28 protein-coding genes are annotated in these 26,885 nt (G+C 73.0%); 15 read left to right on the top strand and 13 right to left on the bottom strand.

Annotated elements, in window-relative coordinates; translation table 11 throughout:
• Nucleotides 1–3 precede the first annotated feature (3 nt).
• Entirely contained in the window at nt 4–666 is a 663-nt protein-coding gene (locus tag ACZ4TR_RS31665) for a TetR/AcrR family transcriptional regulator (protein ID WP_465291093.1), read from the top strand.
• Here the strand turns inward: ACZ4TR_RS31665 and ACZ4TR_RS31660 are convergent.
• The 3 genes from ACZ4TR_RS31660 to ACZ4TR_RS31650 form a co-directional block, all read right to left on the bottom strand.
• The gene (locus tag ACZ4TR_RS31660; protein WP_465291091.1) at nt 653–1,423 is read right to left on the bottom strand and encodes an N-acyl homoserine lactonase family protein; all 771 of its coding nucleotides are present in this window, start codon (nt 1,421–1,423) and stop codon (nt 653–655) included. The two genes, ACZ4TR_RS31665 and ACZ4TR_RS31660, sit on opposite strands and share 14 nt — an antisense overlap.
• Nucleotides 1,420–2,763 carry an MFS transporter gene (locus tag ACZ4TR_RS31655; RefSeq protein WP_465291089.1) on the bottom strand — a complete coding sequence of 448 codons (1,344 nt, stop codon included), beginning with the start codon at nt 2,761–2,763 and terminating at the stop codon, nt 1,420–1,422. The genes ACZ4TR_RS31660 and ACZ4TR_RS31655 overlap by 4 nt, the downstream gene beginning before the upstream one ends.
• A gap of 132 nt (nt 2,764–2,895) precedes the next feature.
• A complete protein-coding gene (locus tag ACZ4TR_RS31650) occupies nt 2,896–5,046 on the bottom strand; it encodes a hypothetical protein (RefSeq protein ID WP_465291087.1) in 2,151 nt (716 codons plus the stop codon).
• A 177-nt stretch (nt 5,047–5,223) separates the two neighbouring features.
• Here ACZ4TR_RS31650 and trpM point away from each other — a divergent pair, with 177 nt between their 5' ends.
• The 6 genes from trpM to ACZ4TR_RS31620 all read left to right on the top strand — a co-directional run bounded on the left by trpM (nt 5,224) and on the right by ACZ4TR_RS31620 (nt 10,797).
• The gene (trpM, locus tag ACZ4TR_RS31645; RefSeq protein ID WP_465291085.1) at nt 5,224–5,388 is read left to right on the top strand and encodes a tryptophan biosynthesis modulator TrpM; all 165 of its coding nucleotides are present in this window, start codon (nt 5,224–5,226) and stop codon (nt 5,386–5,388) included.
• Between the two features lie 80 nt (nt 5,389–5,468).
• Nucleotides 5,469–6,698 (top strand): tryptophan synthase subunit beta, encoded by a 1,230-nt coding sequence (trpB, locus tag ACZ4TR_RS31640; protein ID WP_465291083.1) that lies wholly within the window; start codon nt 5,469–5,471, stop codon nt 6,696–6,698.
• Nucleotides 6,699–6,706: 8 nt separating this feature from the next.
• A complete protein-coding gene (gene trpA / locus ACZ4TR_RS31635) occupies nt 6,707–7,507 on the top strand; it encodes a tryptophan synthase subunit alpha (protein WP_465291468.1) in 801 nt (266 codons plus the stop codon).
• 318 nt (nt 7,508–7,825) lie between these two features.
• Nucleotides 7,826–9,304, top strand: a complete 1,479-nt coding sequence (locus ACZ4TR_RS31630) for a helix-turn-helix domain-containing protein (protein WP_465291081.1) — start codon at nt 7,826–7,828, stop codon at nt 9,302–9,304.
• Nucleotides 9,305–9,353: 49 nt separating this feature from the next.
• Nucleotides 9,354–10,154, top strand: coding sequence for a maleylpyruvate isomerase family mycothiol-dependent enzyme (locus tag ACZ4TR_RS31625; protein ID WP_465291080.1), 801 nt, complete (start codon nt 9,354–9,356; stop codon nt 10,152–10,154).
• 241 nt (nt 10,155–10,395) lie between these two features.
• On the top strand, nt 10,396–10,797 hold the full coding sequence (locus ACZ4TR_RS31620; protein ID WP_465291078.1) for a DUF302 domain-containing protein: 402 nt from the start codon (nt 10,396–10,398) through the stop codon (nt 10,795–10,797).
• A 3-nt stretch (nt 10,798–10,800) separates the two neighbouring features.
• Here ACZ4TR_RS31620 and ACZ4TR_RS31615 read toward each other — a convergent pair whose 3' ends face one another.
• The 3 genes from ACZ4TR_RS31615 to ACZ4TR_RS31605 are packed head-to-tail and all read right to left on the bottom strand — an operon-like array spanning nt 10,801 to nt 12,742.
• The gene (locus tag ACZ4TR_RS31615) at nt 10,801–11,496 is read right to left on the bottom strand and encodes a hypothetical protein (RefSeq protein WP_465291077.1); all 696 of its coding nucleotides are present in this window, start codon (nt 11,494–11,496) and stop codon (nt 10,801–10,803) included.
• Nucleotides 11,496–12,374, bottom strand: coding sequence for an ABC transporter ATP-binding protein (locus ACZ4TR_RS31610; protein ID WP_465291075.1), 879 nt, complete (start codon nt 12,372–12,374; stop codon nt 11,496–11,498). The genes ACZ4TR_RS31615 and ACZ4TR_RS31610 overlap by 1 nt, the downstream gene beginning before the upstream one ends.
• Nucleotides 12,371–12,742 (bottom strand): GntR family transcriptional regulator, encoded by a 372-nt coding sequence (locus ACZ4TR_RS31605; RefSeq protein ID WP_364518284.1) that lies wholly within the window; start codon nt 12,740–12,742, stop codon nt 12,371–12,373. The genes ACZ4TR_RS31610 and ACZ4TR_RS31605 overlap by 4 nt, the downstream gene beginning before the upstream one ends.
• 172 nt (nt 12,743–12,914) lie before the next feature.
• On the opposite strand from ACZ4TR_RS31605, the gene ACZ4TR_RS31600 reads away from it, so the two are divergent.
• Nucleotides 12,915–13,892, top strand: coding sequence for an FG-GAP repeat domain-containing protein (locus ACZ4TR_RS31600; protein ID WP_465291074.1), 978 nt, complete (start codon nt 12,915–12,917; stop codon nt 13,890–13,892).
• Nucleotides 13,893–13,953: 61 nt separating this feature from the next.
• Here ACZ4TR_RS31600 and ACZ4TR_RS31595 read toward each other — a convergent pair whose 3' ends face one another.
• Nucleotides 13,954–15,081 carry a mandelate racemase/muconate lactonizing enzyme family protein gene (locus tag ACZ4TR_RS31595; protein WP_465291072.1) on the bottom strand — a complete coding sequence of 376 codons (1,128 nt, stop codon included), beginning with the start codon at nt 15,079–15,081 and terminating at the stop codon, nt 13,954–13,956.
• Nucleotides 15,078–15,827, bottom strand: a complete 750-nt coding sequence (locus ACZ4TR_RS31590; protein ID WP_465291070.1) for a creatininase family protein — start codon at nt 15,825–15,827, stop codon at nt 15,078–15,080. The genes ACZ4TR_RS31595 and ACZ4TR_RS31590 overlap by 4 nt, the downstream gene beginning before the upstream one ends.
• Nucleotides 15,828–15,869: 42 nt before the next feature.
• Between ACZ4TR_RS31590 and ACZ4TR_RS31585 the strand changes: the two genes are divergently transcribed.
• Nucleotides 15,870–16,799 carry an ROK family protein gene (locus tag ACZ4TR_RS31585; protein ID WP_465291068.1) on the top strand — a complete coding sequence of 310 codons (930 nt, stop codon included), beginning with the start codon at nt 15,870–15,872 and terminating at the stop codon, nt 16,797–16,799.
• Between the two features lie 197 nt (nt 16,800–16,996).
• Here the strand turns inward: ACZ4TR_RS31585 and ACZ4TR_RS31580 are convergent, their stop codons facing one another.
• Genes ACZ4TR_RS31580 through ACZ4TR_RS31560 form a run of 5 tightly spaced genes read right to left on the bottom strand, consistent with a single transcriptional unit; the run spans nt 16,997 to nt 21,975 of the window.
• A complete protein-coding gene (locus ACZ4TR_RS31580) occupies nt 16,997–17,797 on the bottom strand; it encodes an ATP-binding cassette domain-containing protein (RefSeq protein ID WP_465291066.1) in 801 nt (266 codons plus the stop codon).
• Nucleotides 17,794–18,588, bottom strand: a complete 795-nt coding sequence (locus ACZ4TR_RS31575; protein ID WP_465291065.1) for an ATP-binding cassette domain-containing protein — start codon at nt 18,586–18,588, stop codon at nt 17,794–17,796. Before ACZ4TR_RS31575 ends, ACZ4TR_RS31580 begins: the two co-directional genes overlap by 4 nt.
• A complete protein-coding gene (locus ACZ4TR_RS31570; protein WP_465291063.1) occupies nt 18,585–19,481 on the bottom strand; it encodes an ABC transporter permease in 897 nt (298 codons plus the stop codon). The genes ACZ4TR_RS31575 and ACZ4TR_RS31570 overlap by 4 nt, the downstream gene beginning before the upstream one ends.
• On the bottom strand, nt 19,478–20,443 hold the full coding sequence (locus ACZ4TR_RS31565) for an ABC transporter permease (RefSeq protein ID WP_465291061.1): 966 nt from the start codon (nt 20,441–20,443) through the stop codon (nt 19,478–19,480). The genes ACZ4TR_RS31570 and ACZ4TR_RS31565 overlap by 4 nt, the downstream gene beginning before the upstream one ends.
• Nucleotides 20,440–21,975, bottom strand: a complete 1,536-nt coding sequence (locus ACZ4TR_RS31560; protein ID WP_465291059.1) for an ABC transporter substrate-binding protein — start codon at nt 21,973–21,975, stop codon at nt 20,440–20,442. The genes ACZ4TR_RS31565 and ACZ4TR_RS31560 overlap by 4 nt, the downstream gene beginning before the upstream one ends.
• A 69-nt stretch (nt 21,976–22,044) precedes the next feature.
• Between ACZ4TR_RS31560 and ACZ4TR_RS31555 the strand changes: the two genes are divergently transcribed.
• The 6 genes from ACZ4TR_RS31555 to ACZ4TR_RS31530 all read left to right on the top strand — a co-directional run bounded on the left by ACZ4TR_RS31555 (nt 22,045) and on the right by ACZ4TR_RS31530 (nt 26,759).
• Entirely contained in the window at nt 22,045–22,833 is a 789-nt protein-coding gene (locus ACZ4TR_RS31555) for an IclR family transcriptional regulator (protein WP_364518304.1), read from the top strand.
• A complete protein-coding gene (locus ACZ4TR_RS31550) occupies nt 22,823–23,824 on the top strand; it encodes a serine hydrolase domain-containing protein (protein WP_465291058.1) in 1,002 nt (333 codons plus the stop codon). Before ACZ4TR_RS31555 ends, ACZ4TR_RS31550 begins: the two co-directional genes overlap by 11 nt.
• A 70-nt stretch (nt 23,825–23,894) precedes the next feature.
• Nucleotides 23,895–25,010: a methyltransferase gene (locus tag ACZ4TR_RS31545; RefSeq protein ID WP_465291056.1), complete on the top strand. Its 1,116-nt coding sequence runs from the start codon at nt 23,895–23,897 to the stop codon at nt 25,008–25,010.
• A 51-nt stretch (nt 25,011–25,061) separates the two neighbouring features.
• Nucleotides 25,062–25,670: a TetR/AcrR family transcriptional regulator gene (locus tag ACZ4TR_RS31540; RefSeq protein WP_465291054.1), complete on the top strand. Its 609-nt coding sequence runs from the start codon at nt 25,062–25,064 to the stop codon at nt 25,668–25,670.
• A 105-nt stretch (nt 25,671–25,775) separates the two neighbouring features.
• Entirely contained in the window at nt 25,776–26,462 is a 687-nt protein-coding gene (locus tag ACZ4TR_RS31535) for an SDR family NAD(P)-dependent oxidoreductase (protein WP_364518312.1), read from the top strand.
• 168 nt (nt 26,463–26,630) lie between these two features.
• Nucleotides 26,631–26,759: a hypothetical protein gene (locus tag ACZ4TR_RS31530; RefSeq protein ID WP_465291052.1), complete on the top strand. Its 129-nt coding sequence runs from the start codon at nt 26,631–26,633 to the stop codon at nt 26,757–26,759.
• Nucleotides 26,760–26,885 lie beyond the last annotated feature (126 nt).

The following is a 26,885-nucleotide window of genomic DNA, read 5'->3' as shown; positions in this document are numbered from 1 at the left end:
TCCGTGGCAGCACCATCGTCGGACGCAGTGGCCAGCAGCGGACCCGCACGCATCCGCGACGCGGACCGCACGCGCGCGGAGATCCTCGACACCGCCGCCCGCGAGTTCGCCGAGAAGGGCTTCGACGGCGCCCGGGTGGACGAGATCGCCGCGAAGACCCGCACCACCAAGCGGATGATCTACTACTACTTCACGAACAAGGACCAGCTGTTCGTCGAGGTGCTCGAGCGGGCCTACACGGTCATCCGCTCCCTCGAGCAGGACCTCGACGTCGACCACCTCGATCCGGCCGAGGCGATCCGGCAGCTCGCCGGGCTCACGTTCGACCACCACGAGTCCCACCCGGACTTCGTGCGGCTGGTCAGCATCGAGAACATCCACCGCGCCGAGCACATCGCGCGGTCGAACGCGCTGTCCAACCTGGCCAACCCGGCGCTCGACGTGCTCACTCGCATCCTCGCGCGCGGCCGCGAAGCCGGGCAGTTCCGCGAAGACGTCGACGCGCTCGACGTGCACATGGCCATCAGCGCGTTCTGCGTGTTCCGCACCGCGAACCGCTACACGTTCAACGCCATCTTCGACCGCGACATGCTCGACCCCGCCTTCCGCGACCACCACCGGCGCATGGTCGCCGATATGCTCGTCAGCTACCTCACGACGCGCTGAGCCGCACGATCCGGCCGATGTCCCCGCCGGCCGGCGGGTACCGCGTGAGCACCTCCGGATCGTGGCCCGGCACGACCAGGCCGCCGCCGGCCAGCTCCTTGACCCGGTCGAAGGCGCCGTACACCCCGGTCATCGAGTGCAGCAGCGGCGCCGGGCGGTCCGTCTCGATGTTCTCGTGGAAGTGACTGGCGTCCGAGGCCAGCACGACCGGACCGGCGCCGGTTTCGACGCGGACGACCTGCATCCCGGCGGTGTGCCCGCCGACGAGGTGGACGCTGAGCCCCGGCACGACCTCGGCGTCCCCCTCGACCAGGTCGACCGGCCCGGCCCGCACGTGGTCGAGGGCGATTTCGTCGAGCAGCCACCGTTCCCGCTCGATCCGCTTCGCCCACGGACCGGTCCAATAGTCCACTTCGGACCGCTGGACCACGAAGCGCGCGCCGGGGAAGTCCGCCACCGTGCCGCAGTGGTCGTAGTGCAGGTGCGTGAGGACGACGTGGCCGACCGTCCCCGGGTCGACCCCCAGCTCGGCGAGCAGCCGGACGGGCTCGACGTACTCGAGCCCGTCCACCTGCCTCGCCCGCTCCGCCCGGATGCCCGCGTCGACGACCACCGTGTGCTCCGGCGACACCGCGAGCCAGACGTAGTAGGCGGTCGGGTGGGGGTGCGCGGAATCCGCGCCGTAGCCCAGGAAATGCTCACCGCGGAAGCCCGTCCGCCGGCCGTAGCAGAGCGCGTAGACGTCGAACTCGCTCACCGCGGAACGCTGACCTCGGTGCGCGCCGGTTCCTTGAGGCCCAGCTGCGCGGTCGGCACCCGGTAGGTCTCCTTCCCGGTGGCCACGGCGATGATGTTGACCAGGCACAAGGCGGCGGTGAAGACGGCGACGCCCAGCCAAGCGCCCCGGCCCGTGCCCGTGACCCCGACCGCGATGGTGGGCAGGAACCCGCTGATCGCGAACCCGATCTGCGTCCCGATCGCGGTGCCCGACAACCGCACCCGCGCGGGGAACATCTCGCCGTAGAACGACGGCCACACGGCGCTCGTGGCGGTGTAGACGATGCCGAACATCCCGATGCCGACGACGAAGATCCAGAGGTAGCTGCCGGCCGCGATGGCGCCGAGGTACGGGAAGATCAGGATCGCGCAGCCCAGCGAGCCGGCCATGAAGATCCGCTTGCGCCCGACGCGGTCGGAGAACCTGGCCCACAACGGGATCGTGACCACGGCGGCGACGTTGGCCAGCACGCCGACCCACAGCATCGGCGTCTTGCTCAGGCCCACCGTGTTGACGGCGTAGCTGAGCGCGTAGACGGTGAAGATCGTGCTGACGGAAGCGATCAACGCGGCCACGACCACGCGCAGGACGTCGGCCCAGTGGTCGCGCAGCAGCACGGCCAGCGGCAGCTTCACCACTTCCCCACTGGCGACCTCCTCCTGGAAGACCGGCGTCTCGTCCAGCGAGCGGCGGATGTAGTACCCGACCAGCACCACGACGGCGCTGAGCCAGAACGGGACCCGCCAGCCCCAGGACAGCAGCTCTTCCTGCGGCAGCGCGGCCACCGGCAGGAACACGGCGGTGGCCAGGATCTGCCCGGCCTGGGTCCCGCTGAGGGTGAAGCTCGTGTAGTAGGCGCGCCGGTGCTCGGGCGCGTGCTCGAGGCTCATGGAGTTCGCGCTGGCCTGCTCACCGCCGGCGGACAGGCCCTGCAGCAGCCGCAGCGCGACCAGCAGGATGGGCGCGGCCACGCCGATCGTCCCGTAGCCGGGCAGGCAGCCGACGAGCACTGTGGACAGTCCCATCAGCAGCAAGGTGGCCAGCAGCACGCGTTTGCGGCCGAACTTGTCCCCCAGGTGTCCCAGCAGCAGCGCACCGAGCGGCCGCGACACGTAGCCGACCCCGAAGGTCGACAGCGCGAGCAGCGTGCCGGTCGCCGGGGACGAGGCCGGGAAGAAGATCTTGTTGAAGACCAGCGCGGCCGCCGTGCCGTAGATGAAGAAGTCGTAGTACTCGAGGGCGCTGCCGATCCACGCGGCCAAGGCGGCCTTGGCCGGCCTACCCACGGGCGCGGCTGCGCCATCCGGACGATCGGTCACGTCAATCTCCTCCGCGGGTGCGCCGGTGCAGTCCAGGTAACTAACCGGTCAGGTATGTACCGTACGGTTAATTAGAGAGATTGAACGGCGGCCGCGAGGTTGTCAAGTACCGATTTTCCGGCGCTGGGGGCGTCAGCCCAGCCGCCGGCGCGCCTGCTCCCGGATCCGGGAAGGTGTCCGCGGATCATCGACGAGTCGCTGCATCGCCGGCCGCGCGATCTTGACGTCGTAGTCCATCGCGGTATCCGCAGCCTCGATACGGACGGCGTGATTGCGGTCGTGCAGCGCAACGTAAACGAGCGCTTCGGCGATCGACGAATGTCCCGGAAGTGCCAGCGCTGCTCGTATCCGGATTTGCCCCTCGGCGTCCCGGACGATGGCCCGCAGCGCGGCCTTGGCGGCCGAACGATCGTGGGGCAGCAACGCTTTCGCCGCGGCGAAACGATCTTGGATCGGACGGGCGGTCGTCGCGAGCTCCCGCAGCGCCCCCACTCCCTCGGCCCCAGCCTCGACGGCGGCGGCTATCCGCAGGGTGACGTCCGCCTTCGGCCGTTCGGCAACCTTCGCCAGCAACCAAAGTCCGGCTGGCCCGTACAGTTCGGCTGCTTCGCGAGCGGCGGCCAGAGCCGCCTGATCGTCGGCGTCGCCGACCACCTTGCCGTACCAGGCGACGGCCTGGTCACGGGACAACTCCGGCCGCGCCACGGCTACCGCCTGGAGCCGGACCTTGCCCGGGACGTGCCGGTCCCGCACGACTTCCGCAAGCGCGGGCACGGCCTGCCCAGGATCGCACTCGTAAGCCTCGCGAAGCCAGTTCAGCCCGGCGACGTGAGTGGTCGAGCCGGTTCTCCAGATCGCGACGAACAGCCGGGCCGCCAACGGCCGGTCCACCGCACGCACCGCCTTCGCCGCGTCACCTCGGCAGGACGTCTCGAGCCCGGCGTCCGCGGCCAGGCGGACCAGCGTGTCCATGGACCCACCGTGCGTTTCGAGGATTCGCTTACCCGCCATGACACGCAGGCCGCCCGGCACCCTCGTCAACGCCGCGAACCGCTCCAGCGCGGGAATGGCCGCCAGGGGGTCGATCTCCCCGGCGAGGACAGCCGCGCGGAAGCCTGCTTCGCCGTCGGTCAGGTCTTCACGCGCGAGCAGGGCGGCCAGGATCCGCAACGCCACCGCACTGTCCCGGCCACGCACCCGCTCGGCGATCCGCACCGCCGTGCCCGCCTCCACCGCCGTCGCCGCGAACCGCTCGGCGGCGGCACTCCACTCGGCGTCCGGCGTTCCCAGCAACGCGGCCAGGATCTCCTCCCGCCTCGGGTCCGGCAGGCCGTACCCGGCCGCGACGAACTCGCGCATCAGGTCGGCGGAACCGAGGAGAACGACCGCCTCCGCGCGCAAGTCCCCCATGGCGTCGTCCGCGGCGAAGTACCGCAGCGCGCGATCCCCCAGCACCCGGTCACGCTCCCGGACCCGCACCGCGGTGGCGAGCCGATCGGCTGGTTCGCCCCTCAGGCTCCTCGCCAGGATGGCGAGGTTCTTCGCGCCCCGGCCCTCATCGTGGCGGTTGATCTCGATGACCGCGTCCAGCCGGTGCCGGTCCGTCACTCCCGGTCCGGAATCGGCGATGAGCGATTCCAGTTCGGTGAGTGCCTGTTCGGGGTCGAGCTCGACCATCCAGCCGAACGCCGCCAAGCCGCCTGGCTCGGTGAGCGCGCCGCGCAGCACTGCGAAGACCTGCTCGCGGACTCCGTCGTCCGGGAGCAGACGCCGTCGCACGAGGTCGATCACGAAGCGGATGTTCGGGTCCCGGTGCCGGTCGTCCAGCAGGCGGCCGATCCGCCGCTCGACCACGGACCGCGCCGTGCCCCACCACAACGCCGCCAGGATCTCCTGCATCCCGGCGTCCGGCCACGGCCAGGTCTCCTGCGGCACCAAGTACTTCCTCGCCCACGGCGACCGCGCACGCGGGTACCGCCGGAAGACGTACTCCGCGACGAGGTAGTCCGCCACCTCCGGACGGCCGAACCGGAACCCGCCCCCGTCGGCCACGACGAGGCCCGTCGCGCGCAGGTGCGCCGCCACCCGGTCCCGGCGTTCGGCGTCGGACACCTCCCGCGGCCAGTCGAAGCGAGCCAGCCCGTCTCGTCCGCGCGCGATGTCTTCCAGCACTCCCCGGGCTTCGCCCGACCGCAGGAACGGCGCGGTGGCGAGCGCGCGGACCGCGGCCTGCACCACGTGCTCCAGCTCTTCCAACTCGCGGGGCAAGCCGTCGGCGGTCACGATCGACCATGCTAATCGCGCGGCGATTCCCGGCACAGGACAGAAAACGGACACTCCGTGGACAAGCGAAGGCGGTCCGGGCCGGCTCCGGCGAGGCCGCGGATGAGTCATGCACGTCACCTCGGGCGGCCGGAAACGCGCTACACCCGGCGAGCACCCGCGGGTTAAGCTGCCGTCGTGCCTCTCACCGTCCGCTTCGCCCGTGGCCGCCGGCCGCGTGGCTGTCAAGCGCCCGCGCGGCGGGTGCGGGGACGGCGGGTGCGGTATGCGATCGGCTCCGAGGCGGGCCAGGTCGACGGGATGCGATGGCAGCGTGCGCCGCGCGTCACGAGGGATCGCTGAGGGAGTTCCTCCCCGGTGAGCCCGCGTGTTCGTGCGCTCCGGTGATCCCCGACCAGCCACGCCCCCAGGAGCACATCGCCATGAAACACGGCTTCTTCTTCCCGGCCGCGCCGGGAACCCCGCCCACCGCCGAGGGCTACTTCGGCGCCTTCGGCGGCCAGTTCGTCCCGCAGGCGCTCGTCGCCGCGATCGACGAGGTCGCCGCCGAATACGAACGGGCCAAAGCGGACTCGGCCTTCGTCGCCCGGTTCGAGGACCTGCTCGCCCACTACGTCGGGCGCCCCAGCGCGCTCACCGAAGTGCCGCGCTTCGCCGGACACGCGGGGGGCGCGCGCGTTTTCCTCAAGCGCGAAGACCTCAACCACACCGGCTCGCACAAGGTCAACAACGCGCTCGGCCAGGCACTGCTCGCCCAGCGGATGGGCAAGACCCGTGTCATCGCCGAGACCGGCGCGGGCTCGCACGGCGTGGCCACCGCCACCGCGTGCGCGCTCACCGGCCTCGCCTGCACCGTCTACATGGGAGAGACGGACATGCGGCGCCAGGCGGTCAACGTGGCGCGGATGGAACTGCTCGGCGCCGAGGTCGTCCCGGTGACGTCCGGCTCCCGGACCCTCAAGGACGCCATCAACGAGACGTTCCGCGACTGGGTCGCCCGCGTCGAGGACACGCACTACCTGTTCGGCACCGTCGCCGGGCCGCACCCGTTCCCCGCCATGATCCGCGACTTCCAGCGCGTCATCGGCGTCGAAGCGCGCCGGCAGCTCTTGGAGCGCACCGGTCGGCTGCCCGACGCCGCCATCGCCTGCGTCGGCGGCGGGTCCAACGCGATCGGCCTGTTCCACGCCTTCCTCGACGACCCCGGCGTGCGCCTCGTCGGCTGCGAAGCCGCCGGCCACGGCGTGCGCAGCGGGAAGCACGCGGCGTCGCTGTCGGCGGGCGAACCGGGTGTGCTGCACGGCTCGCGCTCCTACGTCCTGCAGGACGACGAAGGCCAGATCCTCGAAGCCTGGTCGATCTCGGCCGGGCTCGACTACCCCGGCGTCGGCCCGGAGCACGCGCACCTGCACGACTCCGGCCGCGCCGGATACCGCCCGGTCACCGACGACGAGGCCATGCACGCGTTCCGCCTGCTCGCCGTCACCGAGGGCATCGTCCCCGCGATCGAAAGCGCGCACGCGCTCGCCGGAGCCATGCAGGTCGGCGCGGAACTCGGCCCGGATGCCCTCCTCCTGGTGAACCTCTCCGGCCGCGGGGACAAGGACCTGGACACCGCCTCCGTCCACTTCGGACCGGAGGGCGCGCGATGACCGGGAACCTGCCGCTGCTCACCGAAACGCTCGCCCACGCGAAGCGCGCTGGCCGGGCCGCGCTCATCGCGTACCTGCCGGCCGGGTTCCCGACCGTCGACGGCGGGATCGCCGCGCTCCGGGCCACCCTCGACGCCGGGGCGGACATCGTCGAAGTCGGCCTGCCCCACAGCGACCCGGTGCTGGACGGCCCGGTCATCCAGACGGCCGACGACGTCGCGCTGCGCGCTGGGATCCGGATCGCCGGCGTCCTGCGCACGGTGCGCGAAGTCCACGCCGCCACGGGCAAACCGGTGCTGGTGATGTCGTACTGGAACCCGGTGTCCCGCTACGGCGCCGAGCGGTTCGCCCGCGAGCTGGCCGCGGCCGGGGGCGCCGGCTGCGTGCTGCCGGACCTGCCGGTGGCGGAGTCCGCGTCGTGGCGCCGGCAGGCCGCGGCGCACGGGCTGGCCACGGTGTTCGTCGTCGCGCCGAGCAGCACGGACGCGCAGCTGGCGGAAACCGCCGCGGCGGGGACCGGGTTCGTCTACGCGGCCGCGCTGATGGGCGTCACGGGGACGCGGGCGTCGGTCGACGAGGCGGCCGGGGTCCTGACACGCCGCCTCCGCGCGGTCACGGAGCTGCCGGTCTGCGTCGGCATGGGAATCGCGGACGCGGGCCAGGCCACCGAGGTCGCCGGGTTCGCGGACGGCGTGATCGTGGGGTCGGCGCTCGTGGAGACGCTCCTCGAAGCACGCGACCCGGCGGCGGGAAGGGCCGCGCTCGAGCGGCTCACGGAGCGGCTCACGGCCGGAGTGCGCCGGACCTGACGGGTGCCGGGCCGCGCCACGCCGGTGCGGCCCGGTCTGCCGGTCGAGGCCGCCATGGCGATCGTGCGGCGGGGCGGCTCGACCGGCATCGGCGGGACCAGCGGGCCTCGCGGGTCGCGCGGGCGGTGCGGACCAGGTCCCGTCGGGCGGGGTGCGCCGAGTACCCGTGGAGTCGAGTCATCGGGACGGAGTTGCACGACCCGGATGCCGGCCGGAGCGAACCTGCCCGCGTCGCGGAGGATCGCGCGCAGCCCGGGAGTTGATCAAAGGTCCTGCGGTACGGTGGAATCCGGCTTTCCGAAGGGGGCGGGGTCACCGTTGGGCCGTGCCGGAACCACCGCGGGATCTCCGCGCACCGCCGCTGCCGACCGTGCCGGAAACCTCGTCGCGCTGAGCCGGCTGTCCGCCGGAACCGGTGCGGTCGAAGAGATTCTCGGCTGGCTCGCCGGGCGCACCGGCGGGACCGTGGCTCTGCTCGGCAGCGACGGCAGCGTCGTGGCCGGGGCTCCGGGGCGGCCACTCCCCCGGCCCGCGGCCCTGGCCGCGGCCGCCACCGAGGTGGCCCGCATGCACCGGCGGGGGACTTCCTCGGCCGTTCTCGGCCGTGAGCCGGACACCGTCGACCTTCTCCGGCTCGGCACGGAGACCGGCACGTTCCTGCTGGTCTCGGGATCGGAAGACCGCCGGCACGGTGTCCTGCTCGCCGACGCCGCCCGCGTCCTGGACCTGTGCTGGCGGCTCCAGGAGGCCGAACGGACCAGCCGGCGGTTCGTCTCGGCCATGGCGCAGGGCCGCGAAGCCGTGCTCCACCTGCTCATGGCCGGCAGCCTGGCCGCCGCCCGGCGGATCGCCGCGACGCTGGGACCCCGCCTGCCCGACCGGTCGCGGGTGTACGTCGTGGAATGCCCGGCCGGCCGGCGCCACCACGTCGCGGACCGGATCGAGCGGTTCGCCGGGCGACGGGCGTGGATCGTGCCCTGTCCCGTGCACCCCCACCACCTCATCGCGCTCGTGCCGCCCGGGCGCGGTGCCGCCCTGGACCGGGTGATCGCCGAAACCGTCCCCGAGGCGCGCGTCGGCGCGAGTGACGAGCTCCCGCTGAGCGACACCGCGATCGGCTACGAGCAGGCCTTCCACGCCCTCGCGGTGGCCCGCGGCGTCCCCGGCCGGTACGCCCGGTTCGACCGGCACACCGACCTCACCCCGCTCGTCGACAGCGTCGGACACGCCTGGGCCGCCGGGTTCCTGGCGCCCTGCCTGTCCCACACCCCGGCCCGGCGCGCCGACCCCGGCGCCGAAGAGCTGCTGGCCACCCTGTACTCCTGGCTCACCTTCGACAACGGCGCGAACCGCCACCTCAAGATCCACCGCAACACGCTCTCGGCCCGCCTGCACGTGCTCGACGGCCTGCTCGGCGTGGACCTGACCCGGGTGTCCGACCAGTCGGCCGCCTGGCTGGCGCTGCGGCTGCACTCCGCCCCTCGCGCCACCCCCACCGCACCGGACGGGACCGTCACCCTCGATCGGCTGCTGGCCACCCCGGCGGCGAAAGTCTGGGCGCGGTCCCGCCTCCGTCCCCTCGAGCATGCCGGCCCGCCGGCCGGCATCGAGACGCTCCGAGCCTGGCTGCGCACCGACACCCGGCTGCCCGCGACCGCCGCCGCGCTCGGCATCTCCGCTCCGGCCGTGCGCAAGCGGCTGGCCCGGATCGAGCAGGCGCTCGGCCGTTCCCTGCTGCACGCGCCCAGCGCCAAACACGAACTCTGGCTCGCCATGCGGGCCACCGGTTGGCTGTGACCCGGGTAGGTTCGCGAGCCGTGATCCTCGCTGACGGGAAGGACGCACCATGAATCCCGAGCCGAACGCGGATCGCCGCCGGCAAGCACTCCAGGACCACGTCCGGCAGCTGGCGGAATGCGCCCGCGCGGCGGGTGCGGACGCGGCGGTGCCGACCTGCCCCGGCTGGACCGTGACCAGCCTGGTCGAGCACGTCGGCCAGACCCTGCACTGGGTGTCCGAAATCGTCGAACGCCGCATCACCGATCCCGCCGGGCTGCCGGCCGGGGTCGCCGAGCTGCCCGCCGACCCCGTGACCTGGCCGGCGTGGCTGTCCGGCGCCGCCGCCCGCGCGGCCGGGGCCTGCTCCGGTGCGGCGCTGGCGGCCCCGGTGTTCAACGCCGCCGGCGACGACCGGACCGGTGCGCGGTTCTGGCTCGACAGCCTGCTCAACGAGGCGGTCGTGCACGGCTTCGACGCGGCCGCGGCGGCCGGCCACGACCACGACCTGGACACCGACGTCGCCGCGGCGCTCATCACCCACCACCTGGCCATGCTCACCTCGCCGACCTGGACGGCCCGGCGCCCGGACTCCGTGGCCGCGCTGCGGGGCACCGGCCAGACCCTGCTCTGGCGTGCCACCGGCGAACCCGGCCTCGAATGGCGCGTCGAACGCCACCCCGGCGGTGTGCGCCGGCAGCCCGGCGGCGGCACCGCCGGCGTGATCGTTCAGGGCCCGGCGAAGTCGCTGCTGCTCGTCCTGACCCGCCGGCTTCCCCTCACCGGCGAAGAGACCGGCCACGTCACCATCGACGGCGACGCCGAGCTCGCCCGGCACTGGGTCGAGCACACCGCCCACGTCGCGGGCTGACGGCGTCACCCCGCTTCACCGGGCACCGGGAAACCGCCGGGGCCGCTCACTGTGCACTCTGTGACTCGCCTCGTCGCGCGGCGAGCGGCTACCGTCGGGACTCGGTAACCGGGGAAAGTCGACGCTCGCCGGCCGGCCTGGGGGTGCGGCCGGAGAGCGTTCACCGGCATCCACCGGGGTCTCCGCGGCCGGTAGGCTGCTGACCGAGTGAGCCGCGTCCGGCCCGCTCAGAGGAGACACCGTGGATCAGCAGGGCCTGGCGACCGTCCCGAGCAAGTGGCCGGTGGACGCGACCGTCGAACGGCTCGAGCGGGCCGTCACCGCCGCCGGGCTCGTCGTGTTCGCCCGGGTCGACCACGCCCGCAACGCCCACGAGGTCGACCTGCCCCTGCGGCCCACGTTCCTGCTCATCTTCGGCAACCCGCGCGGCGGCACCCAGCTGATGCAGGAGAACCAGGTCGCCGGCCTCGACCTGCCGCTGAAGTTCCTCGTGTGGGAGGACGAGGACGGCCAGGCATGGGTGACCTACACCGAAGTCGACTGGATCGCGCGGCGCCACGGCCTTTCCCCGGCGACGGCCGGCGTCGTCACGGCGACCGCCTCCGCCGTCGAGCGCCTGGCCCGCCAGGCGACCCAGGACTGACGGTCACACCGTCGCGCGCCGGAGCACCAGCCACGCCGGGCCGCCGAGCGCCAAGGCGAACGCCAGCGGATAGACGGTGTACAGCGCGAACGACGGCTGGCCGCCGAAGAAGTCGCCGATCGCGGGCCACCAGCTCCGCTGCGACACCAGGATCTTGGTCCCGGCGAGCAGCGCGACGGCACCGGCGAGGGCGAGGTAGATCCCGGTCTGCCGCCAGCGCTGGAACACCACGCCCGCCAGCACCCCGATCGCGGACACCGCGACCAGCGGTCCACTGTAGACGAACCACAGCGCGGCCGGGCCGGGCGAACCCAGCACTTCCAGCCCGAAGATCCGCGCGTCCCGGCCCCAGCCGCCGGTCGACCGCTCGGCGACGTCCAGCACCACCATCGCAAGCCCGAGGACCAGGGCCTGGCCCAGGACGACCAGCGCGGTGGCCGCGGCGAACGTCCGGCGGGTCACGCCGAGCCCCAGCGCGAAGGGGAACACCTGCGTCATCGACTGCAGGTGCGCCGGCGCGACCACCCCCCACACCGCCGGCAGCAGGTAGATCTCGTGCGCGCCGAGCGCGCCTCCGCCGTTCGAGACGTCGATGCCCCAGCCCAGCAGCGGCAGCAGGGCGAGCATGCCCAGCGGGTAGGCGAGCAGGACCGGCCAGTGGAACAGCTGGATCCGCGCGACGTCGAGCACGCGTGTCATCAGGATTCCTTCCCGGCGGCGACCGGCCCGCCGTGGCCTTGGGTGGTGCGGACGACCAGCTGCTGCAACGAAACCGGCTCGAAGTCCAGCCCGGGCTCGTACCGGTCCCGGGCGCCGGTGAGGGTGACGCGCAGGGAGCCGCCGATCCGCTCGCGGTGCAGTTCCCGGTGACCTGCCGCGAACCGCTCGACCGCCTCGGCGGGCCCGGTCACCGCGACGGCCTCGCCGCGCAGTGACTCCGCGTCGGTGTCGAGGAGCACCCGGCCCCGGTCGAGCAGCACGACGTGTTCGATCAGGGTGTCGACCTCGTCGATCAGGTGCGTGGAGAGCACGATCGTGCGCGGATGGTCGGCGAAGTCGGCCAGCAGGCGGTCGTAGAACAGCTGACGCGCGACGGCGTCGAGGCCGAGGTAAGGCTCGTCGAACAGGGTCAGCGGGGCCCGCGAAGCGAGCCCGATGATCACCCCGACCGCCGAGAGCTGACCGCGCGAGAGCCGGCCGATCCGGCTGCCGGCTGGAACGCCGAAGTCCGCCAGCAGCTCCGCGGCGTAGGCGTCGTCCCAGTCCGGGTAGAGCAGTTCGGCGGCCCGCAGCGCGTGCTTCACGCGGAACTTCTCCGGGTAGTGCTGGCTTTCCTTGATGAAGCAGACCCGCGAAAGCACGTCGGCGTTCTCGTACGGGTGCTGCCCGAAGACCTCCACCGTGCCGCCGGTCGCGAAGGCCTGCCCGGTGAGGATCCGCATCAGCGTGGTCTTGCCGGCGCCGTTGCGGCCGAGCAGGCCGTGGATCGTGTTCCCGGCGAGCTCCACGCTCACCCCGTCGAGCGCGGCGAGGGGGCCGTAGCGCTTCGTCATCCCGGTCGTGCGCACCACGTTCATCGCTGCGGCTCCCAGACGTCGATCAGCTTCTTGATCTCCTCGGCGTCCATGCCGAGCTTGCCCGCCTCCGCCATCAGCGGGGCGAGGAACTGCCGCGTGAAGTCCCGCCGCCGCCGCTCCAGCAGCTGCGCGCGGGCGTCCGTCGCGACGAACATGCCGATGCCTCGTCTCTTGTAGAGGATCCCGTCCGCGACGAGCTGGTTGATGCCCTTGGCCGCGGTCGCCGGGTTGATCCGATGGAAGGCCGCGAGCTCGTTGGTGGAGGGCACCTGCGTGTCCGCGGCCAGGCTGCCGTCGACGATCGAGTTCTCGATCCACTCGGCGATCTGCAGGAACAGCGGCCGTCCGTCGTCCTTCACGCCGACCACCGCGCGGTGCGGTTCGTCGGTTCATTACTCATGTAACTAACCATGGAGCCTCGGCCGGCCGCTGTCAAGGCCGGGACCGCACCCCCGTCTTCCCGACGTCCCCAGCGCGTCGCCGTAACAATCCCCGCCCGGCGGCGACCTGGATACGGCAAGCCGACACGAAGGGGACGTGATGCGAGTTCTGGTGGTGGCCGGGGTGGCCGGTCTGCTGTCGTTGACCCTCACCACGCCGGCGCGGGCTGCCGGCGTACCGGAACAGTGGTCGGCCGGCCCGTTCACCGCGCAGGTCGCCGTCATGGCCGGGGACGTCGACGGCGACGGCAAGGACGACCTCGTCAGCTACAACACCTACCTGTACGGGTGCTACGTGAAGCTGTCGACCGGTTCGGCCTTCCAAGCGCAGCAGAACTGGGGCGCGGGCAACTTCCTGAGCACCGGCTTCAACGGCAACGCGAACTTCGTCGGCGATGTGGACAACGACGGGCGCGCGGACGCCATCGCGGTCCGGCGGCCCACGGCTTCGACCCCGCGCGGCATCTTCGTGGCGAGGTCGATCATCGACTACTACGGCGTCGAACGGTTCGGGACGCCCACGCAGTGGCTGGACAACACCATCGCCGGCGACTACGGGAACCTGGCGGCGGACCTGGACGGCGACGGGGACACGGACGTGATCGGCCTGTTCGACGTGGCCACCCTCGCGGCCCGGTCGAACGGCACCTCGACGCTGCCGCTGACGGCGTGGGCCCCGCCGATCCGCGGCGAGAAGGCCACGCTGGCGGCGGACGCGACCGGCGACGGCAAGGCCGACTTCATCCTCGTCGACGCGGGCGGCACGAGAGTGGTGCCGGGAAACGCCAACCGCTGGTTCGACACCCCGGCGCAGTGGTCGGCGATGCCCTTTTACGGCACCAGGAAGACCCTCACCGCGGACATCGACGCCGACGGGGACGCGGACCTCATCGCCGTCGGCGACACGGATGTGCGGGTGATGCGCTCCACCGGCGCGGGCTACGCCGCACCCGAGCTGTGGTACGCCGACGCGTTCGCCGGCACGAAGGAGACCCTCACGGCGGACGTGGACGGCGACGGGGACGCGGACCTGGTCGCGGTGAACGACAACGACGTCTGGGTGCTGCGCTCGCAGTAGCTCCGCTTCGCCGGCCCAGGCCGCCCGCGCAGCGCGGGCGGCCCGCCGGGTGTCTCGTCGCTCAGCCCGTCAAATCGCCTTCCCGCTCGTTGCGTCCGGCGTAGTGGGCCAGCTTCTCCTCGTCCACCGTCACGCCCAGCCCCGGCCCGGACGGCACCCGCAGCCGGCCGGCCGTGAGCTCCAGTGGCTCGACGATGTCGTCCGCGTGCAGGTAGTACATGCTGTCGATCGCCCGTGACAGCACCGGCGTGCTCGCCACCACCGCCAGGTGCGCCGCCGTCGCGATGCCGAGCTCGCCGCCGCTGTGCAGGTTCATCCCGAGGCCGAACGTCTCGCAGTGCGCGGCCAGTGCCTTCGTCGCCGCGATCCCGCCCCACTTGTAGACGTCCCCGTGGATCACGTCGACCGCGCCGAGGCGGACCGCCGGCGCGAACTCCTCGAAGCGGACCACGCACATGTTGGTGCACAACGGGATCCGGACCTTCGCCCGTACCTGGGCCATCCCCTCGATGCCGACGCAGGGGTCTTCGAGGTACTCCAGGTCCAGCTCCTCCAGCGCCAGCCCGGCGCGGATCGAGTCGGGCACCGACCACGCCGCGTTCGGGTCGACGCGCAGCTCGACGTCCGGGAGGGCGCGCCGCAGCTCGCGCATGATCGCGACGTCGCCGCGGACGTCGGTGGTGCCCTTGAGCTTCACCGCCGTGAACCCGCCCCGCGCGACCACCTTCGCCGCGTGTTCGGCGATCCCCTGGGCCAGTTCGCGGCCCGTCGCGCCGGGGGCGTCGGCGCGCGTGACGAGCGCCGTGATCGGCACGTCGTCGCGGACGCGGCCGCCGAGCAGGTCGGTCACGGACTGGCCGGTGACGTGCCCCATCAGGTCCCAGCACGCGACGTCGAGGGCGGCCAGCGCCGCGTAGCCGAGGTAGCCGTGGAAGAACGGCACCATGTGGTGACGCCGGTGGAACGCCTCGAGCGCGAACGGGCTCCGCCCCACCAGCTCCGCGCCGAGCTTGCGGACCAGCTCGGCGACCGGGCGGCCCCACATGGTCTCGCCCCAGCCGGTCACGCCGGTGTCGGTGCGCAGCCGCACCACCGTGCGGGTCTCGCCCGTCTTGGTCTCGAACGAGCTGGTGAACGGGTTGGTCAACGGCAGGTTCACGACCCAGGCGTCGACTTCGGTGATCTTCATGCCTCCCCTTCGGCGTGGGTTGCGCGGGTGGCCGCGTCGAACGCGCGGATCGCGCCGGCGAGGGCGGTCACCCGGTCTTCGAGCAGGCCGGCGCCACCTTCGGCGGTCGCGCCGGTGGCGTCGTCGGTGCTGCCGCCCACGCGGGCCCATTCGCCGTGGCGTTCGGCGGTCAGGCCCGGGTACGGCGGTTCGGCGAACAGCGGCGGCGGCACCACTTCGGGCCGCGGCTCGGGCGGGCGGACCAGGTCCGGGTGCGCCGCGAGCATCAGCGACGTCTCGTAGTGCCCCGCGTGCCCGGGTGAGCCACTGTGCTCGCCGAGCGAGAAGTAGGAGCACGCCCCGAGCGCGACGTCGGCGCGCAGCGCGTACTCCTTGACCGCCAGGCGCATGATCTCGTCGTTGCCGCCGTGGCCGTTGACCACGAGGACGCGCCGGAACCCGCTGGTGGCCAGCGAGTCCAGGACGTCGGCGAGCACGGCCCGCAGCGTCGCCGCGCGCAGTGACACCGCCGCGGCGAACAGGTGGTGCGGGCTGTGGCCGAACGGCAGCGCGGGCAGCCGCACCACGGCCGGTTCGCCGCCGAGGCGCTCGAGCGCCCGGTCGGTGACCGCCTCGGCGAGCATCGTGTCGGTGCCCATCGGCAGGTGGCCGGCGTGCTGTTCCTGCGAGCCGATCGGCAGCACGGCGATCGCCGTCCGCGCCGCCGAGCGCACCTCCCGCCAGGTCATCCGCGTCAGTTCGGGCATCTGGTCTCCCCTCTCGCTCCCGGTCGTGGCATCGTGACTCCCATGAGCACCGGCGAACGCCCGGCCCTGCGGCTGGTCCCGGCGCCGGCCGCGACCGAGGCCGGCGGGCCGCTGCTGGGTGCCGTCGAGCTGCTGCCCGGCCGGGTCCGGGCGGCACTGGTCGAGCTGTCCGGCGCGGTCGTGTGGCGCGCGGAGGCGACGTACCCGCGCGGCACGGCGGACCGGGCCGAGATCGACACGGCCCTGGCCGCGGTCGCGCGGTTCCCCACCCGGCCGGTCGGCGTCGGCGTGGCGGCGGCCGGGCTGGTCGACGCCGGGGCGGGCGTGATCATCGAAGTCAACGAAGTGCCCGCGCTGCACGGCTACCCGGTCGCGGATGTGCTGTCCACTGTGGCCGGTGTGCCGGTCCACGTCGAACACCGGGCGCGGCTGCAGGTCCTGGGCGACCGCTGGTTCGGCGAAGGCCGCGGCCGCACCGCGTTCGCGTCCGTCTCCACCGGCGAGGTGCTGGGCGTGGGGATCCTGTACGGCGGCGAGGTGCTGGCCCCGCCGGGCGGCCGCAGCGGCGCGCACATGACGGTCGCCGCGAGCGGGCGCCCCTGCACGTGCGGCGCGCGGGGCTGCTGGAAGACCGTCGCGACGACGCCGTGGCTGCGCGCGGAGGCCGACCGGCGCGGCCTGCCGGCGCGCTCGGTGCGCGAGCTGGCCGGGCACCCCCTGCTCGACGAGTACGCCGCCAACATCGCGCTCGGGCTGGTGAACATCCAGCAGCTGTTCGCGCCGGGCCTGTTCGTGCTGCACGGCGAGGCCGCCGACGGCGGCGAGCGCTTCCGGTCGCGCATCGAGGAGCGGCTGCGGGAGGACTCGTCGTGGGCGAGCGGAGCGGAGCCGCCCCGGGTGGTGGTCAGCCCGGGCCCGGCCGACGACGTCGCCCTTCTCGGCGGCGCCGGGCTCGTGCTCTCGCACCACTGACCCGCTCACGCCGTCGGATCCGGGTTCGGCACCACGTCCGACAAGCCACCCATGTACTCGCAGACCGGGCTCGTGCTCTCGCACCACCGACCCGCTCACCCGGCCGCCCGCCGACGAGCCCGACGCGGAACCACCGCGCCCGACAAACCGCCCGCGTACCCACAGACCGGCCACGCACTCCCCCGCCACCGACACCCTCACCCCGACACCCGCCGCCGCGCCGACCGCGGATCCGGGTTCGGCACCGCGTCCAGCAGGCTGCGCGTGTACTCGTGCGACGGTGCGCGGAACAGCTCGGCCGACTCCGCCAGCTCGACGATCTTCCCGGCGCGCATCACCGCGACGCGGTCGGCGATCTGCTGCACCACCGCGAGGTTGTGCGACACGAACACGTACGTCAGGTCCAGCCGCTTCTGCAGGCCCGCGAGCAGGTCCAGGACCTGGGCCTGCACCGACACGTCCAGCGCGCTGGTCGGCTCGTCGAGCACCACCAGCCGCGGCTCGAGCGCCAGGGCCCGCGCGATGGAGATGCGCTGGCGCTGCCCGCCGGAGAACTCGTGCGGATAGCGGTCCTGCACCTGGGGTGGCAGGCCGACCGCGTCGAGCAGCTCCGCGACGCGGTCGCGCACCCGGGCCCGGCCCCTCCGCCCACGCAACGCCGCGTCGTGCGTCACCAGCGGCTCGCCCACTATCTCCGTCACGCGCAGGCGCGGGTTCATGCTCGAATACGGGTCCTGCAGCACCACCTGCATCTCGCGCCGCACCTTCCGCAGCCGGCGCGGCGGCAGCGTCGCCAGGTCGGCGCCGTCGAAGCGGACCGTGCCCGCCGTGGGTTCGGCCAGCCGCAGCAGCAACCGGGTCAGGGTCGTCTTGCCGCTGCCGGACTCCCCCACCACGGCCAGGGTTTCGCCCGCGACGACGTCGAGGTCGACCCCGTCCACCGCGGGCAGCGCGCCGTAGTCCTTGCGCAGCCCGCGGATCTCGACCAGGTTCGTCATACCCGCTCCAGCTTCGGTGTCGCACGCAGCAGCTCGCGCGTGTAGTCCTCCCGCGGTGCCTCGAACAGCGGCACCACGTCGCCGGTCTCCACGACCCGCCCGGCGTTCATGACCACGACCCGGTCGGCGACTTCGGCGACGACGCCCAGGTCGTGGGTGATGAGCAGGATCGCCATGCCGTGGCGCCGCTGCAGGTCCACCAGCAGGTCGAGGATCTGCGCCTGCACGGTGACGTCGAGCGCCGTCGTCGGCTCGTCGGCGATGAGCACCCGCGGCCGGCCGACCAGCGCCATTGCGATCATCACGCGTTGCCGCAGCCCGCCGGAAAGCTGGTGCGGGTACTGGGAAGCCCGGCGCTCGGGGTCCGGGATGCCGGCTTCCCGCAACGCCTCCACGGCCGCCGTGCGCGCCTCGGCCCGTGACGCGCCCCGGTGCTTCCGGACGACTTCGGCGACCTGGGCACCGACCCGCTTCACCGGGTTCAGGCTGGACATCGGGTCCTGGAACACCATCGCGACGTCGTTCCCGCGAATCCGCCGCAGGTCCTTTTCGGACAGCCGAAGAACGTCCCGCCCGTCCAGCAGGATCTCCCCGCCCGCGTAGACGCACGGCGGTTCGGGGTTGAGCCGCAGGACCGACAGCGCCGTCGCCGTCTTGCCGCTGCCGGACTCCCCGACCAGCGCCAGCGTCTCGCCTTCGGCCACCGTCAGGCTCACGCCGTCGGCGGCGGTCACCGCGCCGGTGTCCACGTGGAACTCGACGCGCAGGTCGTTGATCTCCAGCAGGCTCATGAGCGGTACGCCTTCGGGTCCGCGACGTCGCGCAGCACGTCGCCGGTGATGTTGACGGCCAGCGCGGTGAGCATCAGCGCGACCCCGGGGAACACGGCCACCCACCACGAGGTGCCGAGGTACAGCTGGCCGTCGGCGAGCATGCCGCCCCAGGTCACGGTCTGTTTCGGCACGCCGAGACCGAGGTAGCTCAGGGACGCCTCCGCCACGATCGCCGCGGCGACGTGCAGCGTGCCGATCGTGGCCAGCGGCGCCATGACGTTGGGCAGCAGGTGGCGCCGCATGATCGTGAGGTCCGTGACGCCGATCGCGCGCGCTTCGGTGACGAACTCCCTGGTGCGCAAGGAAAGCACCTCGGACCGGATGACGCGGGCGTAGGACACCCAGCCGGTGAAGCCGAGCACCAGGACGACGTACCAGAGCCCGGAGCCGAGGAACCCGACGATGGCCAGCGCGAGCAGGATCGACGGGAACGCGAGCTGGATGTCGGCGATCCGCATGAGGATCCGGTCGAACCAGCCGCCGAGGAACCCGGCGGCCAGGCCGATCGCCGCGCCGACGACGCCGGCCAGCAGCGCCGCGCACGCGCCGACGAGCAGCGAGACGCGGGCGCCGTAGCAGAGCCGGGACAGGATGTCGCGGCCCAGCTGGTCGGTGCCGAGCAGGTGCGAAGCGTCGCCCCCGGCGGCCCACGCGGGCGGGTGCAGCCGCACCAGCAGGTCCTGCGCGCCCGGGTCGTAGGGCGCGATCAGCGGCGCGAGCAGGGCGACGAGCACCATCAGGGTGAGCACGGCGAGCGCGACGACGCCGAGCTTGCTGCGCAGCACGGCGCGCACCACGTTCGGGCGGGCCATCCGGGCGGCGGGCAGCGCGGTGGCGTTCAAGGCCGTCATGCGGTCACCCTCACCCTCGGGTCCAGCAGCGTGTAGGACAGGTCCACCAGCAGGTTCACCACGACGAACGTGGCGGCGAAGAACAGCACCGCGGCCTGCACGAGCGGGAAGTCGCGGTTCTGGATGGCCTCCACGGTGAGCCGGCCGAGGCCGGGCCAGGAGAACACCTGCTCGGTGAGGATCGCCCCGCCGAGGAGCGAGCCGACCTCCAGCCCGACGACCGTGACCACCGGCAGCGCGGCGTTGCGCAGGCCGTGGGCGAGCACGACGCCCCCGGTGCCGAGGCCCTTCGCGCGGGCGGTGCGGATGTAGTCGGCGCCGAGCACGTCGATCAGCGACGTCCGCAGCAGCCGCGCGATCACCGCGACCGAGTAGACGGCCAGGGTCACCGCGGGCAGCACCAGGTGCTCGAAACCGCCGTAGCCGGAGGCGGGCAGCACCTGCAGCCGGACGGCGAAGACGAGGATCAGCAGGATCCCGACCCAGAACGCCGGGGTCGACTGGCCGACGAGGACCCCGGTCATCACGCCGGTGTCGCCCGCGCGGCCCCGCCGCAGCGCGGCGAACGTGCCGGCCGGGATCGCGATCAGCAGGGCCAGCAGCAGGGCCGCGCCGGCCAGCTCCAGCGTCGCCGGGACGCGGGCGAGCAGCACGTCGGCGACGGGCTGGTCGTACACGAGCGACGTGCCCAGGTGCAGCCGCGGCAGGCCGCCGAGGTAGTCGAGGTACTGCGTGAGCAGCGGCCGGTCGAGCCCGAGGCTCGCGCGCAGCGTGGACTCCTGCTGGGCGGTGGCGTCCGGCGGCAGGATCAGCTTCACCGGGTCGCCCGAGAGGCGGACCAGGAAGAACGCCGCCGTGGCCACGAAGAACAGCACGATGACGGCGGTCAGCACCTTGCCGGCGACCGTGCGCAGCACGCCGGCCCCGGCCGCCGGGCGGCGGGAGAGGGCGACGGTGCTCACGAAGCCACCTCCGCTTTCGCCATGTTCAGCACGCCCACCACGCCTGGTGTCCACTGTGGACGCGTGTTGACCGCGCAGACGTTGTCGATCTGGTAGAGGAACACGAACGGCGCCTCCTGCTTGAGAAGCCGCTGCAGGCCGGTGAAGGCCCGCTGCCGGTCGGCGGGCACGAGTGACTGCTCCTCGGCGTCGACGAGGCGGTCGGCTTCGGCGTTGTGCCAGCGGCTCTGCCGCCGGTCGTGGCGGACGTTGGACTGCACGAGGCTTTCGGCGTCGAGCGTCCAGCCGGTGCTGGCGGCCAGGTAGATCGGGCCGAGGGCGCCGCGGTTGCTGGAGGTGAGCCGGCTGCTGTACGTGCCGGCGTCGACCAGGTCCACACGGGCCCGGACGCCAGCGCGGGCGAGCAGACCGGAGATCGCCTCGGCGAGATTGCCGTCGGCGGTCTGCGCGGTGAGCGAAGTGTCGAAACCGTCCGGGAAACCGGCTTCGGCGAGCAGCTGTTTCGCCAGGCCGACGTCGCGGGTGAACGGCGCGATCGACGGGTCGAAGCCGAACGACTCGCGCGGGAACATCGTCGGCACCTCGCGGGCCTTGCCGCCGAGCACCGCCTTGATCAGCAGCGGCACGTCGACGGCGTGGTTGAGCGCCCGGCGGACGCGCACGTCGCGCAGCGGGCCGCTGGTCGTGTCGAGCGAGAGGTACGACGTGCGGATGCCGGGGAAGTTCCGGATGGCGACGCCCTTGTAGCCCTGCAGTTGCAGCGCGGCGTCCGGGGTCAGGTTGGCGACGATGTCCACCTCGTCGCTCTGCAGGGAGGCCAGCGCCGACGACGGGTCGGGCATCGGGAGGAACACCAGCTCGTCGTAGGCCGGCCTGCCGCCCCAGTACGCGGGGTTCGCACGCATCCGCAGCCGGTGGTCGCGCTGGAAGTCGGCGAAGGTGAACGGGCCGGTGCCGACCGGGTGCTCGGCGAATCCGGCGTTGCCGACCTGCTTGAGGTATCCCGGCGGCACGGCAACACCGCCGAACAGCGACACCTTGGCCGGGATGATCGGGTCGGGCTGGGTGCAGCGCAGGTCCACCGTCAGGTCGCCGACGGCCACCGCCTGCTTGACGTAGCGCAGCTCGACGATCGGCGACTTCGTGGCGGGGTCGAGCAGCCGGTTGATGCTGAAGGCGACGGCGTTCGCGTCGCACGGCTCGCCGTTGTGGAACTCGACGCCGGGACGCAGCTTGAAGCGCCAGGTGAGCGGGTCGGGCGAGGACCACTCGAGCGCGAGACCGGGCGCGAGCCGGTTGTCCGCCCCGCGGGTGGTGAGCGTGTCGAACATGTTGGTCAGCACGTTCATCGACGTCATGTCGCCCTGCTTCTGCGGGTCGAGCGTCTTCGGGTCCGCTATCTGCGCGACCCGCAGCACGCTGCCGGTGGCGCCGGCGGCGGTGCCGCACGCGGCCAGCAGCCCGGGCAGGGCCAGCGCGGGCAGCGCGAGCCCGCCGAGCCTCAGTGCGTCGCGGCGCGACAGTGGGGACACGGCGCCTCCTTTCCGTCTCATGGAAGAGCGTTCCGTCAGGTGGAACGCGATTGCGCTAAGCTAGGCGCCGTGACCAACGCTGTCAACGCTTCCCCCGGCTCGCGGGGCGCGGTCGAGAAGGCCCTGGAGGTGCTCGCGACGCTCGCGGGCCCCGGTGGCCCGCACCGGCTGGCCGACCTGGCGCAGGCCTGTGACCTGCCGAAACCGACCGTGCACCGGATGCTGCAGACGTTCACCGAGGCCGGGTACGCCGTAGGCGCGGGCAGCGGGCACTACGCCGTGGGGCCGCGGCTGCTGGGGCTCTCGGCGGCGGCGCTGGTGAGCACGCGGCCGCTGCGGCCGGTGCTGGCCGAGCTGCAGCGGCGGACCGGCCACACGGTGCACTACGCGGTGCGCCACGGCGACCGGGCGGTGTACGTCGAGAAGCTCGAGCCGGAGCAGGCGTACCAGCTCAACACCCGGCCCGGCGGCGAGGTGCCGCTGTACTGCACGGCCGTCGGCCGCGCGATCCTCTCGCGCCTGCCCGAGGCCGACGTGGACGCGGTGCTGCGCGCCCCGCTCGCGGCGCGGACGGCGAAGACGGTGACCGACCCGGCGTCGCTGCGGGCCGAGCTGGCCACGGCGGACCGCGCGGGTTACGTCGTGGACGACGAGCAGTTCGAGGCGCACGTGCGCTGCCTGGGCGCCCCGGTGCTCGACGCCGGCGGCGCGGTGCTGGGCGCGGTGAGCGTGTCCGGGCTGACGTTCACGCTGCAGCCGTCGAGCTTCGCCGTGCTGGGCCCGCTGGTGGCCGAGGCGGCGAACCGGCTCTCGGCGGTGCTCGCCGGGACCCCGCTGCGAGCGGTCGATGCTCGCTGAGCTGCTGGCCCGGGCGCGCGACGACCGAGTCTTTTCCGCGGCGGCGTGGGAGGTCGGCACGGCGGACGCCGTGCTGAACCGCGGCGTCCTGGGCACGCGCTGGTGGGACGGGCCGCCGGTCACGGAGGCGAGCCGGTGGGACCTGGCCTCGGTGACCAAACCGGTGGCAGGCCTCGTGGTGGCGGCCCTGGCGGAGGCCGGCGCGCTGTCCCTCGACGACCCGCTCCCCCGCCACCTGCCGTCGTACGAGGGGACCGACAAGGCGTCGATCACCGTGCGGCAGCTGCTGACGCACACGTCGGGCCTGCCCGGCGGGACTCCGTTGTGGCGCGCTTTCCCGACGCGGGCGGCGTTGCTGGAGGCGATCCGGACGACCCCGCTGCCGGCCCCGCCCGGCAGCCGCGTGGAGTACTCGTCGCAGGGGTTCGTTCTGCTGGGCCTGATCGCCTCGGCGGCTTCGGGGCGGCCGCTGGACCGCCTGGTCGCAGACCTGGTGACGACCCCGGCGGGGATGCGGGACACGGGATTCGGCCCGGTGGCGGACGCGGTGGCCACCGAGGACTGCCCGTGGCGCGGCCGGGTCGTGACCGGCGAAGTCCACGACGAGAACGCCGTGGTGCTGGGCGGGATCTGCGGGCACGCGGGCCTCTTCGCGCCGCTGGCGGACGTGGCACGCCTCGGCCGGGTCCTGGCGGCGGGCGCGGCCCCGCTGCTGAAGCCGGAGACGCACGCGGAGATGATCGCCTGCCACACCCGGGGGCTGCGCCGCGGCCTGGCGTGGCAGGGCCTGGACGTCCCCGGCTCGCCCGTCGGCACCGCACTGCGGCCGGATTCCTACGGCCACACCGGGTTCACGGGCACGAGCCTGTGGGTGGAGCCCACCCGCCGCCGTTACTACGTCCTGCTGACCAACCGCGTGCACCCGAGCCGGACCCAGGACGTCTCGGCGGTCCGCCACGCGTTCCACGACGCCGCGGCGCGCATCGAGTAGGCGCCGGTCCGCGGTGAACTCGCGTCTGACATCGTGGGGTGCCGGGAAAACCGTGGTCGGGGGGAAATCGATGCTCGTCCGCTGGATCGAGGGCGGCGAAGAGCTGACCGCCGAGTGGCGGTCGGAGAACAACGCGCCGCCGCCCGCCGAGATCGTCGTCGGCGACGACGAAATGACCGCCGACGAGGCCTACCGGCTGGCTGTCGAGGGCAAGGCCGTGCTGTGGCGCGGAGACTTCCAGAACGCGCGGCAGCTGCTGAAGGCCGTGGACCGGAGGATCGACCGGGCCGGCAAGCGACGTCCGGCGAAGAGTGCCACCGAGGCGTTCCACCTGCACCGCCAGCGGCAGGCCCGGCAGGCCCAGCTGCTCGGCAGGCTGCTGGTGCCCGTGGACCCGGGGCACGTCGTTCCCCTGCGCCGGTCGCCCGACGTGCGGGAGGCGTGCACGGAGGCCTACGGCCCGGCGGAGGAGCCGTCGGTCGTGTCGTTGCGCGAACTGCTCGGCGTGATCGGCGCGCACGAGTGGCGGCGCAAGGGGGTCGAGGTGCCCGGGCTCGGCGCCCGGATCCACCCGCACTACGGGGTGTTCTCGCCGGCCCGCGGCGAGTACGTCGACCTCGTGGCGGCGGCGCCGCTCCCGTCGAGCCGGCTCGCGTTCGACATCGGGACCGGCTCCGGCGTGCTCGCCGCGGTGCTGCTCGCTCGCGGGGTCGAGTCCGTCGTGGCCACGGACCTCGACCAGCGGGCGCTCGACTGCGCCCAGGACAACCTCGAGCGGCTCGGGTTCGCCGGGCGCGTGCGGTTCGTGCGGACGGACCTGTTCCCACCCGGCGAAGCACCCCTGGTCGTCTGCAACCCGCCGTGGCTGCCGGCCAAGCCGACCTCGCCGATCGAGCACGCGGTGTACGACCCGGGCAGCCGGATGCTGCGGGGCTACCTGGACCGGCTGGGCAAGCACCTCGAGCCCGGCGGCGAGGGGTGGCTGATCCTGTCGGACCTCGCCGAGCACCTCGGGCTGCGGTCCCGCGCCGACCTCCTCGAGGCGATCGACGCGGCCGGCTTGACGGTGGTCGGCAAGACCGACACCCGGCCCCGCCACCCCCGCGCGTCCGATCCGGACGACCCCCTGCACGCCGCACGCGCGGCCGAGGTCACCTCGCTCTGGCGGCTCGCCGTCCACCACTGACCGGACGGGCACGTTCCGCATCGATCGATACAAAAAAGGTAGACTGCGGCGATGGAGAACGGGAAACGCCGGGCGGCCGGCCGCCCGCGCGGATTCGACCCCGACGCGGCCCTCGAGCGCGCCCTGCTGGTGTTCTGGGAGCAGGGCTACGAGGGGGCCAGCCTGGCCACCCTGACCGAGGCCATGGGCATCTCCACCACCAGCATGTACGCGACCTTCGGCAACAAGGAAGAGCTGTTCCGCAAGGCCCTGGAGCGCTACACCGAAGGCCCGAGCGCCTACGTCGCGCGCGCCCTGGAAGAGCCGACCGCCCTCGACGTCGCCACCGCGATCATCGCGGGCACGATCCGGACGACCACCCGGCCGGCCGGCCCGCACGGGTGCCTCGGCGTCCAGGGCGCCTTGGCCACCGGCGACGCCGGCCGTGGCGCCCGCGACCTGCTCGTCGACTGGCGCGACGACGGCTACTCCACCCTCCGCGACCGGTTCGGGCAAGCGGTCGACGACGGCGACCTTCCCCCGGAGGCCGATCCGGCGGTGCTCGCCCGCTACCTCACCGCGCTGGCGTACGGCATCGCTGTGCAAGCGGCGAGCGGCGTCGGCCGCGCCGAACTGCAGGAGATGGCCGACGCCGCGTTGCGCGCCTGGCCGCTCACCTGAGCCGTCCGTAATTCTGAATCGATCGCTGCGCAATCTGCTACAGTCGGATTCTGTATCGATCGATGCGAAACTCGGCGAGATCAGCCGGCAGCCGGAAGGACCCCCATGACCGTCACCCTGATCACCGGAGCCAACAAGGGCATCGGTTTCGAGACGGCGAAACACCTCCTGTCCCTGGGACACACCGTCTACGTCGGAGCCCGTGACGCCGAGCGCGGCGAGAAAGCCGCGGCGGAGCTCGGCGCGCGGTTCGTGCAGCTCGACGTGACCGACGACGCCTCGGTGAGCAGCGCGCTGGCCACGATCGGCGCGGCCGAAGGACGGCTCGACGTCCTGGTCAACAACGCGGGCGTCCTCGGCAGCGAAGCCCTCGACGGCCCCACCGCGCTGCGGGTCTTCGACACCAACGCGGTGGGGATCGTGCGCGTCACCGAAGCGGCGCTTCCCTGGCTGCGCAAGTCGTCGAACCCCACCGTGGTCACGGTTTCCAGCAGCGCCGGATCGTTCTGGGCGGTGACCAACCCCGACCGGCCGGAGTTCGGGCTGCCCCTCGCGCTTTACTCCGCGTCCAAGGCCGCCGCGACCATGCTCACGGTCCAGTACGCCAAGTCCCAGCCCGGCATCAAGTTCAACGCCGTCGAGCCCGGCACCACCGCCACCGACATGACCGCGGCGTTCGGGATCGGGCGTTCCCCGGAAGAGAGCGCCCGGACTGTCGTGCGCCTGGCCACCCTCGGCGCGGACGGCCCCACGGGGACCCTCCAGGACGAAAACGGGGAGCTGGCCTGGTAGTCATCCGCGCCGCAGACCGGCGATGAGCAGCTCGAGCTGGTACTCGAAGTCCTGCACGCAGTCGCCCGCCTGCAAAGCCGGCAGGACGCGAGGTGCAGGCTCGGCAGCTCCGCGGCCGTCACCATCCGCCGGAACCACGCGGCGACCGGCTCGGGGCGGGCGGGCGAGGTGGCCGCCCGGCTGCGGCAGCTGCAGGAGGCCACCGGCGCCGACGAACTCGTCAGCACGACGATCACGCACGCCCACGCCGACCGCGTCCGGTCCTGCGAAATGCTCGCCGAGCACTGGAACCGCTGAGCCTTCGGGTCATGGCAGCGGGATGCCACAACGCCCCGTGGTCCACGCCGAGGCCGCGGGCTCCGGCCGGCATCCGGCCGGGCACACGCCGCCAGGCCGCGGCCGCGCGCGGAGGGCCGGATGCCG

This window comes from Amycolatopsis sp. NPDC028719, from assembly GCF_055565395.1.
The sequence above is the reverse complement of the archived record's forward strand: the minus strand, read 5'-3'. Positions and strand labels throughout refer to the sequence as shown.